General features: G+C 66.5%; 19 protein-coding genes. 5 read left to right on the plus strand and 14 right to left on the minus strand.

Annotated elements, in window-relative coordinates; genetic code table 11:
- Nucleotides 1-19 precede the first annotated feature (19 nt).
- Nucleotides 20-958 carry a tyrosine-protein phosphatase gene (locus OIE68_RS05220; RefSeq protein ID WP_327098252.1) on the plus strand — a complete coding sequence of 313 codons (939 nt, stop codon included), beginning with the start codon at nucleotides 20-22 and terminating at the stop codon, nucleotides 956-958.
- A gap of 161 nt (nucleotides 959-1,119) precedes the next feature.
- Here the strand turns inward: OIE68_RS05220 and OIE68_RS05225 are convergent, their stop codons facing one another.
- Both OIE68_RS05225 and OIE68_RS05230 read right to left on the minus strand, forming a co-directional pair.
- The gene (locus OIE68_RS05225) at nucleotides 1,120-2,847 is read right to left on the minus strand and encodes an N-acyl-D-amino-acid deacylase family protein (protein ID WP_327098253.1); all 1,728 of its coding nucleotides are present in this window, start codon (nucleotides 2,845-2,847) and stop codon (nucleotides 1,120-1,122) included.
- A 77-nt stretch (nucleotides 2,848-2,924) separates the two neighbouring features.
- Nucleotides 2,925-3,314 carry a hypothetical protein gene (locus OIE68_RS05230; RefSeq protein WP_327102064.1) on the minus strand — a complete coding sequence of 130 codons (390 nt, stop codon included), beginning with the start codon at nucleotides 3,312-3,314 and terminating at the stop codon, nucleotides 2,925-2,927.
- Here OIE68_RS05230 and OIE68_RS05235 point away from each other — a divergent pair.
- Nucleotides 3,219-3,611, plus strand: coding sequence for a transposase (locus OIE68_RS05235; RefSeq protein ID WP_327098254.1), 393 nt, complete (start codon nucleotides 3,219-3,221; stop codon nucleotides 3,609-3,611). The two genes, OIE68_RS05230 and OIE68_RS05235, sit on opposite strands and share 96 nt — an antisense overlap.
- 60 nt (nucleotides 3,612-3,671) lie before the next feature.
- Here the strand turns inward: OIE68_RS05235 and xylB are convergent, their stop codons facing one another.
- Both xylB and OIE68_RS05245 read right to left on the minus strand, forming a co-directional pair.
- Nucleotides 3,672-5,084 carry a xylulokinase gene (xylB, locus tag OIE68_RS05240; RefSeq protein WP_327098255.1) on the minus strand — a complete coding sequence of 471 codons (1,413 nt, stop codon included), beginning with the start codon at nucleotides 5,082-5,084 and terminating at the stop codon, nucleotides 3,672-3,674.
- A complete protein-coding gene (locus OIE68_RS05245) occupies nucleotides 5,084-5,644 on the minus strand; it encodes an alcohol dehydrogenase catalytic domain-containing protein (protein WP_327098256.1) in 561 nt (186 codons plus the stop codon). Before OIE68_RS05245 ends, xylB begins: the two co-directional genes overlap by 1 nt.
- 67 nt (nucleotides 5,645-5,711) lie before the next feature.
- Here OIE68_RS05245 and OIE68_RS05250 point away from each other — a divergent pair, with 67 nt between their 5' ends.
- Entirely contained in the window at nucleotides 5,712-6,227 is a 516-nt protein-coding gene (locus OIE68_RS05250) for a hypothetical protein (protein WP_327098257.1), read from the plus strand.
- On the opposite strand, the gene OIE68_RS05255 is transcribed toward OIE68_RS05250, so the two are convergent.
- From OIE68_RS05255 to OIE68_RS05275, 5 genes are all read right to left on the minus strand, one after another.
- Complete coding sequence (locus OIE68_RS05255) at nucleotides 6,213-7,244, minus strand: glycoside hydrolase family 172 protein (protein ID WP_327098258.1); 1,032 nt, start codon at nucleotides 7,242-7,244, stop codon at nucleotides 6,213-6,215. The two genes, OIE68_RS05250 and OIE68_RS05255, sit on opposite strands and share 15 nt — an antisense overlap.
- Nucleotides 7,241-7,696 (minus strand): thioredoxin family protein, encoded by a 456-nt coding sequence (locus OIE68_RS05260; RefSeq protein WP_327098259.1) that lies wholly within the window; start codon nucleotides 7,694-7,696, stop codon nucleotides 7,241-7,243. Before OIE68_RS05260 ends, OIE68_RS05255 begins: the two co-directional genes overlap by 4 nt.
- A gap of 67 nt (nucleotides 7,697-7,763) precedes the next feature.
- The gene (locus tag OIE68_RS05265) at nucleotides 7,764-9,248 is read right to left on the minus strand and encodes an FGGY-family carbohydrate kinase (protein ID WP_327098260.1); all 1,485 of its coding nucleotides are present in this window, start codon (nucleotides 9,246-9,248) and stop codon (nucleotides 7,764-7,766) included.
- Nucleotides 9,245-10,657 (minus strand): L-fucose/L-arabinose isomerase family protein, encoded by a 1,413-nt coding sequence (locus OIE68_RS05270; protein ID WP_327098261.1) that lies wholly within the window; start codon nucleotides 10,655-10,657, stop codon nucleotides 9,245-9,247. The genes OIE68_RS05265 and OIE68_RS05270 overlap by 4 nt, the downstream gene beginning before the upstream one ends.
- A 94-nt stretch (nucleotides 10,658-10,751) precedes the next feature.
- Nucleotides 10,752-11,594 (minus strand): SDR family NAD(P)-dependent oxidoreductase, encoded by an 843-nt coding sequence (locus OIE68_RS05275; RefSeq protein ID WP_327098262.1) that lies wholly within the window; start codon nucleotides 11,592-11,594, stop codon nucleotides 10,752-10,754.
- Nucleotides 11,595-11,701: 107 nt separating this feature from the next.
- On the opposite strand from OIE68_RS05275, the gene OIE68_RS05280 reads away from it, so the two are divergent.
- The gene (locus OIE68_RS05280) at nucleotides 11,702-12,292 is read left to right on the plus strand and encodes a TetR/AcrR family transcriptional regulator (RefSeq protein ID WP_327098263.1); all 591 of its coding nucleotides are present in this window, start codon (nucleotides 11,702-11,704) and stop codon (nucleotides 12,290-12,292) included.
- On the opposite strand, the gene OIE68_RS05285 is transcribed toward OIE68_RS05280, so the two are convergent.
- From OIE68_RS05285 to OIE68_RS05305, 5 genes are all read right to left on the minus strand, one after another.
- Nucleotides 12,270-13,151 (minus strand): glycosyl hydrolase family 32, encoded by an 882-nt coding sequence (locus tag OIE68_RS05285; protein WP_327098264.1) that lies wholly within the window; start codon nucleotides 13,149-13,151, stop codon nucleotides 12,270-12,272. The two genes, OIE68_RS05280 and OIE68_RS05285, sit on opposite strands and share 23 nt — an antisense overlap.
- Nucleotides 13,152-13,215: 64 nt before the next feature.
- A complete protein-coding gene (locus OIE68_RS05290; protein ID WP_327098265.1) occupies nucleotides 13,216-13,965 on the minus strand; it encodes a hypothetical protein in 750 nt (249 codons plus the stop codon).
- A gap of 60 nt (nucleotides 13,966-14,025) precedes the next feature.
- Complete coding sequence (locus OIE68_RS05295; RefSeq protein ID WP_327098266.1) at nucleotides 14,026-14,793, minus strand: tyrosine-protein phosphatase; 768 nt, start codon at nucleotides 14,791-14,793, stop codon at nucleotides 14,026-14,028.
- Nucleotides 14,794-14,797: 4 nt separating this feature from the next.
- Entirely contained in the window at nucleotides 14,798-17,002 is a 2,205-nt protein-coding gene (locus tag OIE68_RS05300) for a pyruvate, phosphate dikinase (protein ID WP_327098267.1), read from the minus strand.
- A 217-nt stretch (nucleotides 17,003-17,219) separates the two neighbouring features.
- A complete protein-coding gene (locus OIE68_RS05305) occupies nucleotides 17,220-18,209 on the minus strand; it encodes a zinc-binding dehydrogenase (protein WP_327098268.1) in 990 nt (329 codons plus the stop codon).
- Nucleotides 18,210-18,353: 144 nt separating this feature from the next.
- On the opposite strand from OIE68_RS05305, the gene OIE68_RS05310 reads away from it, so the two are divergent.
- Complete coding sequence (locus OIE68_RS05310; RefSeq protein WP_327101578.1) at nucleotides 18,354-19,112, plus strand: helix-turn-helix transcriptional regulator; 759 nt, start codon at nucleotides 18,354-18,356, stop codon at nucleotides 19,110-19,112.
- The last annotated feature ends 65 nt before the right edge of the window (nucleotides 19,113-19,177 follow it).

Here is a 19,177-nt window from a genome sequence, read left to right on the forward strand (position 1 = left end):
GATGAAAGGAACACCCCTCGTGAAGAATTCGCGCGCTTTCCGCGGCACGATCGCGGCCGCGGCCGCAGTGCTGGTCGGCGTTCTCCCGGCGCTGGCCGGACCGGCGTCGGCGGGTCCGGCGTTCTCGGGGCCGGCCGTGCCGGTGCTGCGGTCCCCGGGCCAGGCCGATCGGCCGATGGGTCTGGCGCATGCGCCGAATGCCCGCGATATCGGCGGCTATCCGGCCAAGGGCGGCAGCAAGCTCGTGACCGGCGCGGTGTACCGTTCCGACGCGCTGGCCAAACTCGACGCGAGCGAACAGCAGAAGCTGGTGTCGCTCAACATCACTCAGGTCATCGACTTTCGCAGCCCCACCGAAACCGGCCGCGATCCCGATAAGCTCCCGGCATCGATCCGCCGCACCGAACAGCCGGTCTACGATCCGGCCAATGACTTCTACCTCATGGTCGCGCGGCTGATCCAGGCCGGACCGGCCGCCCAGCAGGAGGCGCTCGGCGACGGCAAGGCCGCCAAGATCATGCGCGACTACTACGCGTGGTTCGTTTCGAATCCCACCGCGCGCGCCCAGTTCGCACAGGCGTTCAAGGACATCGCGACCGCGCAGCGTGCGGTGCTGTACCACTGCACGGCGGGTAAGGACCGCACCGGCTGGATGACCGCGATCCTGATGAGCGCGCTCGAGGTGCCGAAGGGACAGATCTACAACGACTTCACCGACTCCAACGACAATTTGGCGGCCGGGAACAAGGCACTGCTGGACGGCCTCGTCGCCCAGGGCTTGGTGACCGATCGTGCGCTCTGGGAGCCGATCCTCGGTGTGCAACGCGAATTCCTGGACGCGGCATTCGACCAGGTCCAAGCGTCCTACGGCTCGTTCGACAGCTTCCTCAGCGATGGTCTCGGGATCGACGCCACAACACTGGAGGCCCTGAAGACAAAGCTCCTGACCAACCACTGACCGTGTGCCGGTGTCACCGCGAACGGTGGCACCGCCCGCAGCTCCGGGAATCGATCAAGATCAGGTGGAACTGGTGGTGGGAGCCTCTCGCGATTTGCCGCCATGGTTTCCACGTGATCGTTTGTCCAGCTCGGTGTGCGGGAGTTTGGCGGGCTAGTGGGTTAGCTGGCTTTGAGGAAGGTGCCTGCGTGGGTGGTGGTGCCGAAACCTGGTGCGAAGGTTCCGTATTCGTATAGAAGGTGACCGGCGACGATGGTTGCGGCGACGGCGCGGTCGTTGCGGTTGACCATGCGGTCCAGGCCGTCGATACCGGGGACGGGGGCTTCGGCGTAGGCGGCGCTGGAGCCGTCGAATCCGGCGGGGTCGATGACGGCGATATCGGCGCGGGCGCCTTCGGTCAAGCGGCCCGCATCCAGGCCGTACCAGTCGGCGAGTTCACCGGTCAGTCGGTGGATCGCGGTCTCCAGCGGCATGAAGGCGCGCCGGTGGACGCGCTCCAGCATGCGCAGGCCGAAGTTGTAGAAGGCCATATTGCGCAGGTGGGCACCGGAATCGGCGAAGCCGACCTGGACGACGGGGGAGCACTGGAGCCGGTCCATCACCTCGTCGCGATCATTGGCGATGACTGTGCGCCAACGCAATTGCGCACCGTGCTCGACGGTGAGGTCGAGCAGGGCGTCGGCCGGATGGATGCCGCGCTCGTCGGCCACCTCGCCGAAGGACTTGCCGATGACCTCGGGATCCGGGCAGGCGACGATCTGGGCGTCGTAGAGGTCGCGATGCCATACGCGGGGACCGTATTTCTTGCTGAGGTCCTGGCGGAACTGTCGCCGGTAGGACTCGTCGGCGAGCAGTTCACCGCGCTTCATCACATCGCGGATATTGAGTGCCGCGACGCCGGAGCCGAATTCCTCGAACACCACCAGATCGATACCATCGGCGTACACCTCGAACGGCACCGGCAGATGCTGCCACCGGAATTGCGCTCCGCCAACGATATTCGCGATCCAGGCGGCGGTCGTGGCGGCCCGCGCGACGGTGCGGTCGGCCTTGACGTCCATCCCCGCGATCAGCGTGGTCTTCAGCGGCTTACGGAACGGTCGGCCTGCGCTCTCGGCGAAGTAGCGGGCTATCTCGACGCGGGCGGTCAGGTTGGGCGTGCTCTGATGGATCCGATCGCGCTGCCGCAGAATGTCGTTCAAAGCTCGATATTCGCGCCAGGTGGCATAGGTCGACGGCAGCTGTCTGGTGGGGAAGCGCACGCCCTCCAATTTGGAGAACGAACTGCGAATGGTGGACAGCCCGAGGAAACCGGCATCGAGTGCGTCGGAGAGCATCTCACGCATACGGTCCAATTCCACCTCGGTCGGCCGCGCCGCCGCGTCCACGGCCCGAGCCAGCCCCATTATCGCGACCCGCATATCCGAATGTCCCAGTAGCGCAGCCACATTCGCACCGAGCGGGCGCGCGGCGAGGGTGCGAGCGTACGCATGCGGACCGTCCCAGTCCTTGTGCTCCTTGACCGCGGCATGCACCGCATCCCACGGCAATGCCTCCACCCGCGCGAACATATCGGCACAATCCTCGGCCTCGGAATACACCGTCGACAACGAACAATTCCCGAACACCACAGTGGTGACGCCGTGCCGTACGGACTCGCCGAGACCGGGGTTGCCGAGCACCTCCGCGTCGTAATGCGTATGCACGTCGAGCATTCCGGGCATCACCCATTTGCCCGTCGCATCCACTGTCCGCGCACCGTCGGGCAACGCCGAGGCGCTGATCACGGTGACCCGGCCGTCGGTGATTCCGATATCGGCGAGGCGCGGCGGTGTGCCGAGCCCGTCGAATACCGATCCGCCGCGAATCACCAAATCGCACTGAGCCATCTCAGCCCCTCACAGCCATGTAGGAGATACCGGGAGTACCGGTTACATGGTCGCATGGCGTCGGCCTCTCGAAAAGGTCAGGCGACCTCGAGTGCCATGTAAGTCGCCACCAGCATTCCGGCCATGATGCCGAGGCCGACCAGCGGGCCGAGCATGGCGACCGAGAGCCAGCCGAGGCCGATCAGCGCCCCGCCCGCCAACCAGGTCGCGATCGGCGCGAAACGCGACATCAGCTCGAAGAGCTTGCCCGGTATGGCATGGTCGGCTTCGCAGGGTTCGTCGCCATCGTGGACATACCCGACGACACCGGGTAGCCGCTTGGCGACGAGGGCGCGCCGTGCCCGCCCTTGATCGGAGAAAACACGCGCGCCATGACCGCCAGCGCCAAGGGCACGATTACCGAACCGGGTCGTCGAGTCGCCCAGAAAGCCGGGTTGAACCGGACCATTCTCGCAAAGGGGTGGCATCAGCTGGAGCTGGCGTTGCGCAACGCCGCCCGCTACACGGGCACGCAGGTCGTCAAGGTACCGGCTGCGTACACGTCGTTGAGGTGTTCTCGCTGTCGCAGTGTGGACCCGGTGAGCCGTGAGAGCCAAGCGGTTTACCGGTGTACCAGTTGCGGGCACTGTGAGAACGCGGATGTGAACGCGGCGAAGAACATTCTTGCCGCCGGGCTGGCGGTGACGGTCTGTGGAGACCTCGCCGTTGGGCGGTCCGTGAAGCAGGAACCCCCAACCATTGAGGTTGGAATCCCCCGGCTTTAGCCGTGAGGAGGATGCCAAGTACCGCACCTGCAGCGTGCCCGTTTTCCCTCGGCACCGTATTCATCGAGCGTAGAGGGCATGCCGTGCGCTCTCGTACGTCGTTCGGATCTGCCGCCCGATCGCCCCGCCGTCGCTGGGAGCGCGGACCTCGGCGATGGTGCGTGCGGGCCAACTCGGGGGCTGTGCGGCGCCGCCCAGGGCCCAGGCCGCCTGTCGGGCGGCGCCGAGCGCGACGTATTCGCTCGGCTGCGGGACCGTGACCGTGAGCCCGAAGATCTGGGCGGCCAGTTCGGCGACCAAGGCGGAGCGGGCGGCACCGCCGATGAGCAGCACACGGTGGATCGGGATTCCGGAGGTGCGCAGATGGTCGAGCGCGGCGGCCATATTGCAGAGCATGCCCTCGACGGCGGCGCGCGCAATATGGCTGGGGCGCAAGGTTTCCGGTCGTAGACCGTGCAGACTTCCCGTGGCGTGTGGCAGGTTCGGGGTGCGTTCGCCGGATAGGTAGGGCAGCATGACGACGCCTTCGGAACCTGGCGGTGCTTGGCGCGCAAGGGTTTCCAGGCCGTTGAGGTCGACGCCGAGCAATCGGGCGGTCGAGTCGAGTACACGGGCGGCGTTGAGTGTGCAGGCCAGTGGCAGGAATGCGCCTGTCGCGTCGGCGAATCCGGCAATGGCTCCGGTGGCATCGGCGCTTGGTGCGGCGGCACGGGTGTAGACGGTGCCGCTGGTACCGAGTGAGATGACGACGTCACCGTCTGCGATGCCCAAACCCAGTGCGGCACCGGGATTATCGCCGGTGCCCGCCGCGACGAGTGCACCCGCCGGGGTGCGTCCGACCACTTCGGCGGGTCCGGCGACGCGGGGGAGTTCTGGGTTCCGGCCCCGGAAGGCATGGGCGAGTAAATCTTTGCGATACCGACCGGTCGCGGGCGACCAGTATCCGGTGCCAGAGGCGTCGCCGCGGTCGGTGGTCGGTTCGACGGTGGGATCGGACGGCCCACCTCGTAGCCGCCAGGTCAGATAGTCGTGCGGAAGCAGCACCCGGTGTGTGCGGTCGGCATGTTCGGGTTCGTGATCGGCCAGCCAGCGTAGCTTGGCGACGGTGAATGCGGCCAGCGGCACACTGCCCACGGCGTCGGCCCAGACCTGCGGGCCGCCCAGTTCCGCGATCAACGTTTCGGCCGCGTCGGCGGATCGTATGTCGTTCCACAGCAACGCGTCCCGGACCGGGCGACCATCGGCGTCCAGTGCGACCAACCCGTGCTGTTGCCCCGCGACCGCCACCGCATCGGCCCGATCCAACAACCCCTTGCCCGCCGAACACAGTGCCTGCCACCAGGATTCGGCGGGCACCGCAGTGCCGTCCGGGTGCGACTCGCGCGCCTCCTCCAGGATCTCGCCGGTATCCGCATCGCACAGGACGACCTTGCAGGATTGGGTGGAGCTGTCGACCCCCGCGACGGTAGCCATCACGCACCTGGCCTGAGCTGGATTTTACGGCCGTTGCCTGCGCGGAAAGTCTGGAGCGCATCGGCGAATTCGGCCAATCCGAAGCTGTGGGTGATCATGGTGTTCGCATCGATCACGCCCTTGCCCAGGAGTTCCACCGCGCGACCGAAGCTGTTTAGCACCGCCATCGAACCCACAATGGTGATCTCGTCGTTGTAGATCCGGAACGGGGAGATCGACGCGGTCGCCGCGCCCGGAGCCACCCCGAACTGCTGGAACACCCCGCGCCCGACCGCGCAGTAGTGACACGCGCCGCAGAACAACGACGGGTCCACCGCGACGGTATCGCCGATCCGCACACCGTCGACGTCGGTGCCCTGTGCCACCACTGAACCGGCGAACTCGTGACCGGGCACGATCGGATACGGTGTCGGCGGGAATTCGCCATCGGCAATATGCACATCGGTGCCGCAGATCCCGACCGCGTCCACCCGCACCACGACCTCGCCGGGCCCGGGCGTCGGATCCGGCACGTTCTGTACGGCGAATTCCTCAGGCGTCTCGATCACGACCGCGCGCATAGCACTACCTTGCACCCCAACCCCGCCGCACCGTCGCATTTCGACCCGCAGCATCGCGGATTTCCGGATGAGGCAGACTGTCGCGGTGAACGACGACCCGGACCGGCACACCGACGTGCACGTCCGCACGGGCGACGGGACCACATTGCCCGCCCTGACGGATCCGCTGCTGGACGATCTGCTGCGTGAACCACCCGATCCGGAATATCCGGCGATCGTGGTCGAACGCGGCGAGCACGCCTACATCCAGGCGCGCCTGCTGCCCGACGGCGTGTACGAACTCGAGCACCGTGCGGCCGGATCCGACGAGTGTTTCCAGATATACACCCCCGATGCCAAGCTCGTGCGCGATGTCATGTGGGCCTGGATCGACGAAAACGCTTGGTGGCGTGAGAGTGTCGGGTGGTATCGCGTCGATCCGGCGATTGCGGAATTGGAAGCGGCCCGACGCGAGTTGTCCGGTCTGCTGGACGGACTTTCGGTCATGGACGGCATCGAGTCGGTGATGGACGATGCGTTGAGCCGTGCGGACGAGCTGCTCGCCATGGAACTTCCGGATGACGACGAGCTAGACCGAGGCTAGGCGGCTTTGGTACCACAGCGCAGTTGTCGCGATATCGGCTTCCGTCAGCGGCAGATAGGTGCCCTCGTTCTGCCAGCCGAGCGCCTGAATCGTCACGCGCAACCCCTGCTGGAAGCAGATCGGATCGCGAATATGCCAGCGGTACATGCCGAATCGCTGATGCGGCTGGTAGATCTCATCGGGCGGCAGAACCTGGTGCAGGCCGAGATAGGGCGTCGAATACGTGCGGTAGGCGCCGTCGAGATCGAAATTCCACGCGCCGCCGAAGTAATCCTCGGTGCCGGTGCCGCACAGGGTCGGATGGATGGTGTCGCCGTCGAGGTAGAACTTCAGCTCGCCCTCACCCCACCAGCCCGGCGCGCCGGGCCGAATCGCCAGGTAGGTGCCGACATATCGGCCGGGACCCGGCACCACGTCGAGAATTGTGTGCACGGCGGGCGAGCCGAGTGGTGTGCTGTGGCGGCGTAGCGCGTGCAGATATCCGGCGGAGTCGGGGACATCTTCCTCGGTATAGGTGAATTGGTAGTAGACCGGCACCGCACGGTCGCTGCCGTTGTGCAGTGTGATCTTGGCGTGCGCACGAAAAGGCATGGGCCAGAAGCTGTTCAGACCACCGGCGGGAGCAACCACCACCATCTCCGACTGCACGAGTGCCAGTTCGTCCCAGCCGTTGCAGAAGAAATCGCCGAGTGGCAGGTCGATCGACGGCTCGGGTTCGTCGTCCCAGTACATGCGCAGGGTGAGCTGCCGCAGCACGGTTCGGTCGGTGGTGAGCCAGCAGTGGCGCAGCACGCCGGAGCCGGAAATATCTGCGAGCGTCACGGTTTCGCCCGCATTGAGGTGAATGGAGGGGGAGACTTTCCAGCCGGGACCGAGCAGCCGCGCCGCATGTGCGCCGGTGCCCTCGACCGCGCGAGCCCCGGCACCGGGGGAGCCGGTCGGATTCTCCGCACTGATCGAGCGGGTGCGCGCGGAGTCGAGCCGCCAGAGCTCCGATGCCGATCCGAGGACGGTCACAGCCCCGGCCAGCCGTATCGGTCGGTGACAGCGGCGTGGCCCGCGCGCTTCTGGTAGGCGATGGTGGTCGGCGGCTGTTCGGGCTCGCCGACCGAGACGCTCGCCGAGAGCTGCGCCAGTTCACGCCGGAATTGGTCCATATCCAGCCAGCGGATCTGCTGCACCAATTCCTCCATCGTTTCGGCGGGCAGGGCACGGGCCTCCGAATAGACCAGCAGGCCCTCGCGGAAGGCCATGAGCGTCGGGTAGGCCGACACTCCGGCCATTTCGGTCAGCTGCCTCTCGGTATCGATATCGACTGTGCCATAGACGATTTCGGGGTGCAGGTTCGCGGATGCCGAGAAGACCTCGGCGAAACGGCGCGACGGCTCACAGCACTGCGCACCCCAATCGATCAGCACGATGTGGCTGTTCGCGAGGGTCGCATCGAAATTATTTCGGGTCACGGTCATTGTCGGCATCGAGGTCCTCGCGATAGCTGTCCTGTGTGCAACCCTGCATCCTCGCATAGGCGGCGGCTTACGGGAGGTGAGCGGATCGGTGTTGCTCCGCCGCCAGAAAATGCGCTATGTCCGCGGTGGATTCGTACAACTCGCGGTAGCGGCGGTAGTACCACGCATAGGTCGCACCACGATCCGCATCGGGCTCCACCATGCCGATGACCGGATTCCAGCCCGCGGTATCGACGCCTACGGCCTCCGCCGCGAGCAGCGCGTCGCCGAGGCAGGCGCCGACGGTATCGGCCGGTAGTTGCTGCGGCAGGCCGGTCACATCGCTGACGATCTGGGTCCAGAGCCCGCCCTTGGTGCCGCCGCCGACGGCGACCAGTCGCGGGGCCTGTCCGCCTGCCATCGCTTCGAGGTTGTGCCGCACGCCGTAGGCGATGCCTTCGAGCACCGCCCGGTACAGCTCCGCACGTCCGTGTCCGAGGGTGAGGCCCGCGATAATGCCCCGTGCATCCGGATCGAACAGCGGTGTGCGCTCGCCCGCGAAGTATGGGAGCGCGAGCAGGCCGCGACTGCCCGCCGGAACCTCGGCGGCCTCGGCCACCAGGTCGGCGAAGTCGCCGCCGACGAGTTTGCGCAGCCAATCGGTGACCGCGCCGGAGGTCGCCATGCCCGCCGCCGATGTGTAGGTGCCGGGCCAGGTGCCGCAGGTGAGCCAGAGGCCGGGATGCGGGCGGGGATCGGTCAGCACCTGCACGAGGAACATGGTGGTGCCGTACATGATCATGGCGTCGCCGGGTGCCCGGACACCGACGCTGGCGGCCTCGGCCCAGGCATCGATGGTTCCGGTGGTGACGGGCAGCCCGGCGGGGAGCCCGGTCGCCGATGCGGCCGCCGCACTCACCTTGCCGACGACTTCGGTGGGCCAGGCCAATTCGGGCAGCTTCAGACCGGGAGCAACGATTGTTGCCCAATCGTGCGCCCAATCTCGTTGGCGCAGGTCGTACATCGGGACGCACTGGCTGGCCGATTGATGATCGAGCACATAGCGACCGGTAAGCCGATGCACCAGAAAGGAACTCGCCATCAACAGCATCTCGGTACGCGCCGCGACCTGCGGCTCGTGCCGGGCCAGCCAGCGCAACTTGGGGCCGACGGCCTGGCTGGTCAACGGTGAACCGCCGCGCTCGAGTACCGCGGCGGCACCGAATTGCTGGTTCAGTTCGGCGATTTCGGCGGTTGCCCTGGTGTCGACGCCGTAGAGGATGGCCGGGCGCAGGGGATTTCCGACGGCGTCGGCGGGCAGCAGGCACGGTCCGATGCCGGATACGGCGAGGGCGTCGAGCGTCGTGCCGTCGGCCGCGTCGAGGAGTTCGCGGGTGATCGCGCGGAACTCCGCCCACCAGATCTGGTCGACATCGTGTTCGACCCAACCCGGCCGCGGTGTCGAAACACCGTGCGTTCGTTCGGCTCTGGCGATAACGGTGCCGTCCGGCCGGACCAGGACGCCCTTGGAACTGGAGGTCCCGATATCGACGCCGAGGAATGCGCTCGTCATCGGGTGAACTCGTCGAGGGTGATATCGAGGAGATCGCAGGTGGCCCGAACCGTGGCGCGATGGTCGCCCGGGACGGCGTGAATATGGTTGGCGCCGAAGCGGGACAGGAAATCCTCGGCACGTGCGTCCAACCGGGCGAAGGCATGTGGCCATTCCCAGGTGGACTGTTTCATCAGCGATTCATTGGTCGCCTGGTCATAGGTCTCGAAATCGCCCAGCATCAACTGCATTCGGTAGTCGCCGTCCTTGCGGGTGAGGCGGGCCAAGGTCATCCGGCCGGGTGCGGCCAGATGGTGCACCGACGCACCACCCGCCGGGAAGAAGAACACCTCCGGATAGAGATGTACATTGGCGAGATTCTCGGTCGGCTCGTCGCTGCGGGCGGCGAACCAGGTGGCGTGCTGGCCCGAGTTGCACAGATCCCAGATATCGCGGTCGGCGTGATAGTGCCGGACATCGGCGAAAAGCACTGGGGTGTGGGCGATCTGCTGCAGCAGCCGCATGGTGAGTGCGCCGTCCATATCCGCTTCGGTCGCGCACACGTGGGGTTGTTTGGGGCCGTTCCAATCGTAGGGGTCGTTGAGGAACGCCTCGGTGATATCCATGGTGGCGAAATACTGGGTGAGCTCGGGCTGGCCCTTGATACCCGAGAAGTCCAGCCGCCATTCGTCGATCAGCTCACGCACGGCAAGATACGAGCGAATCTGGCGTTCCAGCAATTCCGGAGTAAGTTTCACGCCGTCGTAGTGCACACCGGCGGTGTTGCGCTCCAACCACTCTCGTGCCCCTTTCGCCTCACCGGCGTCGGCCTGCTCGGCGCGACGGACGATCTCCCACTGGTCGATCTCCTCGACATCGATACCGAACAGGCGCTGCCACTGATCGGTATTGGCGACGGCAGTATTCATTCCCATCGGCCGCCCGCCGAAGCGCCCGAAAGTGCTCCCGCGCAAGCTCGATACGGCGGCTGCCGCGCTCGCCTGACTACCGATGGCCTCGATCAACTCGGTATCGGCCGGATCGCCCCACAACCGGGTGTGCGTGCGGCCGATCTGATCCAGCGCACCGCCCGCGGCCAGCATGCCGACCATGCCCGGCTGCACCGGATCGATGTTGGACAGCAACAGCAGCGGACCTGGTGTCGCACCCGCGGCCAGCATGGTGAAGTGCGGGAACGCCCAGACCGCATAGTGCAGCACTGTGAGATCCACACCGGCGGCGGCCACCTCGCGTGCCACCGAGCCGGCCAGTGCGTTCGTACTGATTTGCGCCGCACCCCGGATCACCTCGTGCCCGGCCGCCCGCAACTCGGCGACCAGCCGATCCTCGGCCGACTCGATGAACTCCGCGATCCCGGCGTGCACATAATCACGCCCGTCGGACACGCTCATAACCCCGATTCGCGCCATCCCGACTGCCTCCCAACGCCGCAGGCCCCCTCCAGGATTATCTATCCGAAGAGGGCCGCCGGTGGTCGGCTTCGGGCGAGCGGGTTCGAGGTCGTTATCCGCCGGTGACCCGGCTGTCGACCAAGTCGGCGGTGATCGTGTCGAGTCGCCGGGCGCGTTCCGGATCGAAGTCCTTGCCCGCCAAGGCGAGTCGCTTGCGCCGTCGGAAGGCGGCGAGCGGTTCGGTCGGCGGATGATCGATCAGTTCGGCGATGGGGACGATGGCCTTGCGCACCGGTTGACCGGCGAGGAGCAGCCACGTTTTGGTGAGGAGGCGGTACGCCGTCGGCAGCGGGTCGGCCATGGCGGTACGCACCGTCAGCGGGTTGTAGAGCACATATCGCGTGCGTGCCCGCGGATGGCGTTGCGGAAATGCCACGCCGAGCAGGTCGACGCAGCGCGAGGACTGCATGGCCGCGCGTATGGGGCGAAATCCGGTGCGTAGCTGAAGGTCGTCCCAGTGGATGGTGCCGGGCAGTCCGCCCGAGCCCGCGATACTCATGATGATCGGGGCCTCGGCGCGTTCCAGCGCGTCGAGGAGTCCGTGCCCGATCACATATCGGCTCAGGTAGATGAGGGCGAAGGTGTATTCGAAGCCGTCGGGGGTCTCCTGGCGTTCGGACCGGAAGTTCTGTGCGCCGAAGACGACGCCGTCGACGGTATCGGTGACCGCCGCGACTTCCGCGATGACCTTGTGCATTCCCGCGAGCGTGCTGAGGTCGGCCCGGATGAAGCTCGCCCGGTCGGCGGCGCCGAGTTCGGCGGCCTCGCGCAGGAATCGCTCGCCCTTGACCGCGCCGCTGGCCACCGCGAGCACCCGGTCGCCCCGGCCGAGGAAGTACCGGCCGAGCCCCTTGCCCATGCCGTCTGTGCCGCCGGTTATCACGTAGGTGCGCATCGAATCGCTTCTCCTCGAGTCGTTTTCGGATGAGTCATCGGCCGATGACATCGAGGCTAGGAAGGCCGCGAGACGCAAGTCAACAATTGGTGACTTATGGTGACCAGATGACCGAAACCACAGCGCCGGGCCGTCGGCGCAACCGTGCCGCCACCCGATCCGCACTCTTGGACGCCGCCCGGATCCGGTTCGCCACGACCGGATTCGACCGGACCGGCGTACGCGATATAGCGGGTGATGTAGGCGTCGACCCGGCGCTGGTGTTCCGGTACTTCGGTTCCAAGCAACAGCTCTATGCCGAGGCGATGCATATCGAGATACCGAAAGGCGTTGCGGCCGACCGACATCGACCGGTCGTATCGATCGCTGATGCGCTGCTGCGCGATGTCGTCTTCGCGGACCGGCCCGAATTCGGCGGTGAGCATCCACTGGTGGCCGGACTGCGATCTGCCGGTCATGAAGTCGTGCGCGACCAGTTGCGCGCGCAACTCTGCGATGGCTATCTGGGCGAGATGGCCGCGCGCCTGGGCGGCGCGGACGGCGCCTTGCGTGCGGAACTGATCGGCGCGCTGCTGCTCGGTTTGGGGGTCATGCGCACGGTGGTCGGGGCACCGGCGGTCTCCGAAGCGTCATTCGAGCAGACCAGGGCGCTCGTGGCGGGCATGGTGCGATCGCTCAGCGGGGAACGGCCGCGGTGACGGGGCGCGGGGTGGGGAAGGTGAGTGGTGCGAGATGGACGCCGCCCTGGGCCCACCCCGCACTGGTGATCCACCAGCGGTCATCGTCGCGCACGAGTTCGGCGGCGTGGGCGCCGATATGGCCGACCTTGTCGCCGGTGCGGAACCGGAAGGGGGTGTCGCTGCGGAATACGTCGGTGCCGACGTAGTGCGGGCGCGGACCGATGAACAAGTACCACCAGCCGCCGTGGTGCACGACGAACGGGGATTCGGTATTGCCCGCCTCGGTGCCGATCGTGGGATCGGTGTATGCGATATGACGGTCGCCCCAGTGCACGAGATCGCCGCTGGTGCGGTAGACGACGGTGTGGTGTCCGCCGCGCGGTGTACTGGTGGCGCAGTAGTACATGACCCATCTCTCGCCGATGCGCACGACCATCGGATCTCTCGCGTCGTAGCCGTCGAGGAACAGCGGTCCGGCACGGCTGCGGGTCCAACGGAACAGGTCGGTGGAGGTGGCGAGGTTGATGGCGGCGGTGGTGCGGTCGGTGCCGCCGCCGGCGTAGAACATGTAGTAGCGGCCGTCGACGCCGATGACATGCGGTGCCCAGATATGCGTTTCACCGTAGCCAGGATCGACGGTCAGGGCGGATGGTCGCTTGGTCCACGGTCCGTGGAGTTGGTGTGCGGTGGCGTGGGCGAATTCTGTTTCGTGGAACGGGTCGGCGGGTTCGGGATGGGTGATGCCGAAAAGGTGCCAGCGGCCGGATTCATCGCGGACGATGGTGTGGTCGTTGATGTACCAGGGGCGTGATTCGGCGTCGCTGGGGTTGTAGATCCTCGTGAACGCGCCTGCTCTCACCACCTCGCGCGTTGCCATACAGCTCATGATGACGTGCGCGGACCTCGCTGAGGTCAGGTCTGCAGCATTGGGATGTCGCGGGTCAAGGGGTCGGTGGATGCTGCGGGGGTGTTTCTTCGGGGGAGTCGGATGATGGTGGCGCCGATTGCGGGGGCTTCGGCTGCTCGATGATCGTGGTCGGCTGGTCCGACCCCGGCTCAGGTGTCGTTGGCTCGGGCGTTGCGGTCTGGGTCGCCTCGTGCTCATTCGCTGTCGGCCGGGGAAGAGTGGACTGAGCCGCTGGGGGCTGGGGCGTCGTCGGCTGAGCTGTTGGTGGTTGCGGAGCCGGTGACGGAGATGTCGTCGGCTGCGGCGTTGTCGTTGCAGGTGCCGCCTGGGGCTCGGCGGACCGCTGGTGGTTACGCCGCAGTACCGCCTGACTGAAGCTCGTACTGCTGAAATGCGTTCCGTAGACCCCGAGTGCGACCACCCCGGCCGCGATCACCGCGACGCCCGCGCTCCAGTCGATATGCCAGAACGCCGCGACAACGCCGACGAGCGAGCTGAGCAGGGCGATGGCCTTGGCCGCAGCATCGGTCATGCTCGGGCTCGGCGCCTGTTCGCCCGACTGCCATTCGTCGAGCATCAGCAGCACCGCGAGCAGTGGCAGCGCGATCGCGAAGGCGATCATGGAGATCCGACCTGAGACGCCCAGCGGCGAGGCCGTGAGGAAACCCTGCAGGATGACGACGCCGACGGCGATCAGCCCGCCGTACATCAAGCTGTTCTGCTTGGCGTACTTCTTCTTCTCGGCGGGGGTGGCCAGCTTCGTGTAGTCGACATCGTCGTGCACGCTGGTGACCATACTGGACCTTCGGCGGTAATTCCGGATGAACAGTCGCCACGGCGGGGACTAGGCGTCCACCAGCACCGCGCGGAGTTGGGCGAGTTCTGCACCGGATAGTCCGTTGGTGCGCAGCCATTCGGCCGCCCCGCCCTGGGTGGTGTGCAATTCGTCGAGGAATCGGATGATCACATCCGGATCGACCGCCAGGATGCCGGTTCGGACCGGTGGCAGCCCGTGATAGGACGGCAGCGCGTCCAGGCGTTCGCGGATGCGTTCCAGGCGTTCGCCGGTGAGTGCGTAATCGGCGGCGATGGCCTCGGCCGGAACACCCACCGCGTCCAGCACCATGGCCGCGAGGATGCCGGTGCGGTCTTTGCCTGCGGCGCAATGGAAGACGACCGAGTGACGTTCGGCATCGGCGATCAGCTGGGCCGCCGCCACGATGGATTCGCCACTGCCGGTGAGGAGTTCGCGGTAGAGCGCGACCAGGTCGTACTGTCTGCCGTCGGGAACCAGATCGGCGGGGGTCGCGACGACGTCGGTGGCCTTGCGTACCGGGAGATTGACCATGCGCACCGCCGCGCTGCCGGTCAGTCGGCCGTAGCCCTCGCGTAGTACCTCGTCCGGGTTGCGTAGGTCGATCAGCGTGCGCAGGCCGACCGGTCCGGTCAGGATGGCCAGATCGTCCTCGGTGAGATGCTGCGGTGTGCTGGAGCGATAGACGACGCCGAATCTAGTTTCGCCGCCACCGATCACCGGGAGGCCGCCGAGGTCACGGACATTATCGATTTCGGCGAACTCTACCCATCGCCGCTGGGCGCTATCGGTGAACATCGCGCTAGTGGGCTCGGCCCGCGGCGGCCTCGTCGGCGCGGCTCAGGCCGCACAGACCGATGAGGTCCTCGTGCAATTCGAACCACACCGTGTGATAGCTGTCCATGACCGGCCGGGCCACCCAGCTGTGGTCGCCACCGTTCATCCGCTCGACGGCGCGGGCCAAGCGGTCGGTGTATGGCGCGAGGCGGGGCGCGATGGTGCCGATGCGTTCGACCAGGGGAGTGACACTGTGGTGCAGTGAGGTCAAGCGCGCCAAAACCGCTGCGTCGTAGGTGTTGTCGGAATGATCGTTCACCGTGCTCGCGTCCTTCATCTGCCAGGCCGTGATGACTGCTTTCAGCTCGGCATTGAACTCGCAGAATTCATCGTAGGCCGCGGCGAGGTCGCTCCGGTCGAGATCGACGCGCTCGTGTTCGAGAAGTCGCCCTAATTGTTCGCGGCCCTGCGGGGTCAGGCGGATGCCCACGGGTGTGCTGGCGCATAGCCCATGCGTCACGAAATCAGCAGTGTGCGAGGCGGCTTCGGCCGCGGCGATCGTGAGGCTGGTGGCGATGGCGTCCGGTTGTACTCGGCCCTTGATGCCGATCAGGCGCAGTACGGCGAGTTCGGAGACTTTGTTGCCGTCGGCTTCTCGGGGAATCGGCGAATTCGTTGCATCGGAATCAGTTGCCGCTGAGCGATCTTCGTTCGGTTTCGACAGGAACTCCGGCAGCTCGGCCGAGTCGACCTGTGCCCATTGTGCAAGTCGCCCGACATCCTCGATTACCGAGGCATCCACCGCCTTTCCACTCACTCGTCCCGGCCACACGGTGCCCGCCCCACCATCGACGGTGACGACGCGACCGGCCAATGCCTCGACAACCCCCGCACCGCAGCCGACGACGCACGGACGGCCCAGCTCGCGGCTGACCAGCGCGGCATGCGAGGTGGCCCCGCCGAGTTCGGTGACGATGGCCCGCGCCGCGATCATCCCGTGCAGATCATCCGGGCTGGTGGTGGGGCGCGCCAAGATCACGTGCTCGCCTGCGGCCGAACGGGTTTCGGCCTCGTCGGGATCGGTGACCACAATGCCGGAGGCGAGTCCCGGACACGCGGATTCGCCCTGTGCCAGGGCCCGCAGCCCGGTGTCGTCGCCCGATGCGGGCAGCAAGACGGTGCGCACCTGGTCGGCCCCGACGCGGCGCAATGCCTCATCCGTATCGATGAGCCCCTCATCGACCATGGCGACAGCGGCGCGAACCGCTGCGCGCGCAGAGCGTTTCGCCGATCGAGACTGCAACAGCCACAGGCGACCGGATTCGACCGTGAACTCGATGTCCTGGATATCGCGACCGTCACGCTCGAGCAGTTCGGCGGCGGCGAGTAATTGCCGGTGCACTTCCGGCAGCGTCACCGCGAGTTCGTCGAGCGGGCGCGGGGTAGTGCGTCCCGAAACGACGTCCTCACCCTGGCCGCCGACCAGCCATTCGCCGAAGACCGCACGCGCACCGGTATTCGGATTCCGGCTGAACAGCACGCCGGTCCCCGAGAGCACGTCGAGATTCCCGAACACCATGGCCTGCACCGTGACCGCCGTACCGAGCGAGTCCGAAACACCCCGGGTGCGCCGATAGGTCTTGGCCCGCGCGGAATCCCACGAACGGAACACCGCGGTGATCGCGCCACGCAACTGCTCCCACGGATCCTCCGGCACCGCGCCATTCGGATCACCGAGCACGATCTCCCGATACTGGGTGACGAACCGCCGCCGAGTATCGCTGGCGTATCCGGGATTTCGCGTATCGGCGGTCAGCGCGCGCTCGACCGAGTCGTTCATCCCCAGATTCAGAACGGTATCCATCATCCCCGGCATACTCACTGCGGCCCCGGACCGCACCGACACCAGCAACGGATGCTCCGCGGCCCCGAAGCGCCGGCCCGTCCCACTCTCCAACGCGGCGATACCGTCTCGCACCCCCGCCCAGATCTCGGCGCCGAGCACCCCGCCGTTGGCCCCGAATTCCGCCCATGCCTCGGTCGTCAGCACGAATGCGGGCGGCACCGGTAGCCCCAACCCCCGCATATGATCAACGCTCCACGCCTTTCCCCCGATCCGCTCCCGCGAAAGCCCGCACGCCCCATCGAGTTCCACAACGACCGAACCATCGGCACCGGCCCTCCCGAAGGCGGCCCCCGGTCGCTCCACCGGCTCCACTCCGATCGTCATAACACTCCTTTGATCATCGACAGCCACCGCGCACCCAGCGCATGACAAGGGCAGCTAACCGGGCCGCTGGCCCGAACGCCCTGGCAGATGGCGCAACCCCGCAGTGCGCACCCGCGGGCAGCCCGATTTCAGCCTGCCGCCCCGCTCGGCCCGGGCGTACCGGACGTCCCGGTCAGCAGGATGCGCCGACCTCGACGCTTCCCGGCGATGGCCGTGGCTAGGGCACCACGACAACCTTTCCGGTGGCTTGGTTGTTCTCCATGTAGCGGTGGGCCGCGACGATGTCGTCCAGGCCGAAGACACGGTCGATGTTGGGTCGATAGACGCCGGCTTCGACCTGGTGGATGACGCGCTGCAACACGGTCGTGCCAGCGCTGCCCTTGAAGTCGTCGCTGTGGAAAGCCGTGAGCTTGGTTCCGGACGGGATCATCGCTATCGGTTCGAAGTCCGGGATCAGCCATCCGCTGAGCGAGCCCGCCACACACACCGTCCCGCCTCGACGGACGAGGTGCAGCGAGTCCACCGCCGTGCTCGCTCCGACGAGATCCAGCACATAGTCCGGACCCTCGGGCCATACCGCGTGCACGCTCGCCGTCAGCGATTCACCGGTGTCGAGGAGTACGTGGTCGACACCAGCCGCGGTCAATGCGCCGATCTTGCCTTGTCGCCGAGTGGTGGCCGCGGTCTCGATGCCGTAGCCGGCCGCGATCGACGCGGCAGCCATCCCCACCGACGAGGTCCCGCCACGGATCAGTAACCGCCCCTCGCCACCCGGCACGACCCCCAACGCATCCAGCGAGCCCTGTGCGGTCAAATACGTCTCAGGTAGCGCGGCCAGGACCTCCCAAGGCAACGTGGTGCTGACCGGCATCAGCAGCGAGTTCGGCAACAATGCGTACTCCGCGTAGCCGCCGTCGAACTCCCGGCCCATCTCACCCATCACCGCCGCAACGGTCGTCCCATCCGGCAACATCGGATCGGTCGAGGCGGCAACGATTCCCACACATTCGATCCCGAGCACACGGGGGAACGTCACGTTCGGGGAATGCCCCTGACGGGTCCTCAGCTCCGACCGGTTCAAGCCCGCGCCCTGCACCCGCACCAGGCTCCAACCCTCCCGAACCGCTGGTACCGGCAGCTCACGGATCTCCAGTACCTCCGGACCACCGGCCCCGGCACAGACCGCCGCTCGCATTGTCGTACTCACACCACCTCGACGGAGTGAGGTCGTAGTGCTGGCCGAGTGAAGATCATCGCGCATGGGTTCACTGTCGCCGGAAAACGGCGTGGCCTGCCACCGATAGAATGCCAACTTATGCCCGTTGGCCGCCAACTTGCCCGGACCGGTCAGATGTCACGTCTCTGGCCATCCGGAGGCGTACATCTATGGCCGTCGGGGGGAACAAGCACGGTGCATTCCCATCCACGTGGACACCTGGTGTACGCGGCCCAAGGTGTCCTATCGGTCCACACCGAACGCGGCACTTCGATCGTTCCGGCCAATCGAGTCGCATGGACCCCAGCCGGATTCGCGCACTACCACCGCGCGCACAGCCACACCGATATGCGGATCCTGTTCCTACCGGCATCCTTGGCCCGGCTCGCACCGGACCATCCCGCCGTGTTCCTGGTCTCGGACCTCGCCCGCGAAATCCTGCTCACCCTCACCGGCCCCCGCGAGCGCGACCGCGCCGCGCTCGCTCGCCTCCGTCGAGTCCTCGTCGACGAACTCCACGAAGCACACGAGCAGCCTCTGCAACTGCCGGAACCACACGACGATCGGTTGCAAGCCATTGCGGAGGTGCTGTACCAGCAGCCCGCGGACAACAGCTCACTGGCCGAACTCGGGCAGACGATCGGAGCCAGCGCCCGCACTCTCAGCCGACTGTTCCACAACGAACTCGGCATGACCTTCTATCAGTGGCGCACACAACTACGCATCTATCACGCACTCGTCCTGCTCGCCGACGGCCACGACACGACCCACGTCGCCCACGCCTGCGGATGGGCGAACCCCAGCAGCTTCATCACCGCCTTCACCGACATCATCGGCACCACTCCGGGCCGCTACCGAACCGGACGCCACCGCTCCACCACCCGAATGACCTGAGCAGCAAGGCCTTTCAGCGCGGCACTGTCCGGGTCGCAGCACAACCTTGAGTTAGTCAGCTTCGC

It is taken from the genome of Nocardia vinacea, from assembly GCF_035920345.1.
Taxonomy (GTDB): domain Bacteria; phylum Actinomycetota; class Actinomycetes; order Mycobacteriales; family Mycobacteriaceae; genus Nocardia; species Nocardia vinacea_A.

Excerpts from the sequence above, each read along its gene's own strand:
- OIE68_RS05225 (WP_327098253.1), bottom strand. The coding sequence starts at position 2,847 with ATGGCTCAGTGCGATTTGGTGATTCGCGGCGGATCGGTATTCGACGGG.
- OIE68_RS05235 (WP_327098254.1), top strand. The coding sequence starts at position 3,219 with ATGACCGCCAGCGCCAAGGGCACGATTACCGAACCGGGTCGTCGAGTC.
- OIE68_RS05230 (WP_327102064.1), bottom strand. The coding sequence starts at position 3,314 with ATGCCACCCCTTTGCGAGAATGGTCCGGTTCAACCCGGCTTTCTGGGC.
- xylB (WP_327098255.1), bottom strand. The coding sequence starts at position 5,084 with ATGGCTACCGTCGCGGGGGTCGACAGCTCCACCCAATCCTGCAAGGTC.
- OIE68_RS05245 (WP_327098256.1), bottom strand. The coding sequence starts at position 5,644 with ATGCGCGCGGTCGTGATCGAGACGCCTGAGGAATTCGCCGTACAGAAC.
- OIE68_RS05250 (WP_327098257.1), top strand. The coding sequence starts at position 5,712 with ATGAGGCAGACTGTCGCGGTGAACGACGACCCGGACCGGCACACCGAC.
- OIE68_RS05260 (WP_327098259.1), bottom strand. The coding sequence starts at position 7,696 with ATGACCGTGACCCGAAATAATTTCGATGCGACCCTCGCGAACAGCCAC.
- OIE68_RS05265 (WP_327098260.1), bottom strand. The coding sequence starts at position 9,248 with ATGACGAGCGCATTCCTCGGCGTCGATATCGGGACCTCCAGTTCCAAG.
- OIE68_RS05270 (WP_327098261.1), bottom strand. The coding sequence starts at position 10,657 with ATGGCGCGAATCGGGGTTATGAGCGTGTCCGACGGGCGTGATTATGTG.
- OIE68_RS05275 (WP_327098262.1), bottom strand. The coding sequence starts at position 11,594 with ATGCGCACCTACGTGATAACCGGCGGCACAGACGGCATGGGCAAGGGG.
- OIE68_RS05280 (WP_327098263.1), top strand. The coding sequence starts at position 11,702 with ATGACCGAAACCACAGCGCCGGGCCGTCGGCGCAACCGTGCCGCCACC.
- OIE68_RS05285 (WP_327098264.1), bottom strand. The coding sequence starts at position 13,151 with ATGGCAACGCGCGAGGTGGTGAGAGCAGGCGCGTTCACGAGGATCTAC.
- OIE68_RS05295 (WP_327098266.1), bottom strand. The coding sequence starts at position 14,793 with ATGTTCACCGATAGCGCCCAGCGGCGATGGGTAGAGTTCGCCGAAATC.
- OIE68_RS05300 (WP_327098267.1), bottom strand. The coding sequence starts at position 17,002 with ATGACGATCGGAGTGGAGCCGGTGGAGCGACCGGGGGCCGCCTTCGGG.
- OIE68_RS05310 (WP_327101578.1), top strand. The coding sequence starts at position 18,354 with ATGTCACGTCTCTGGCCATCCGGAGGCGTACATCTATGGCCGTCGGGG.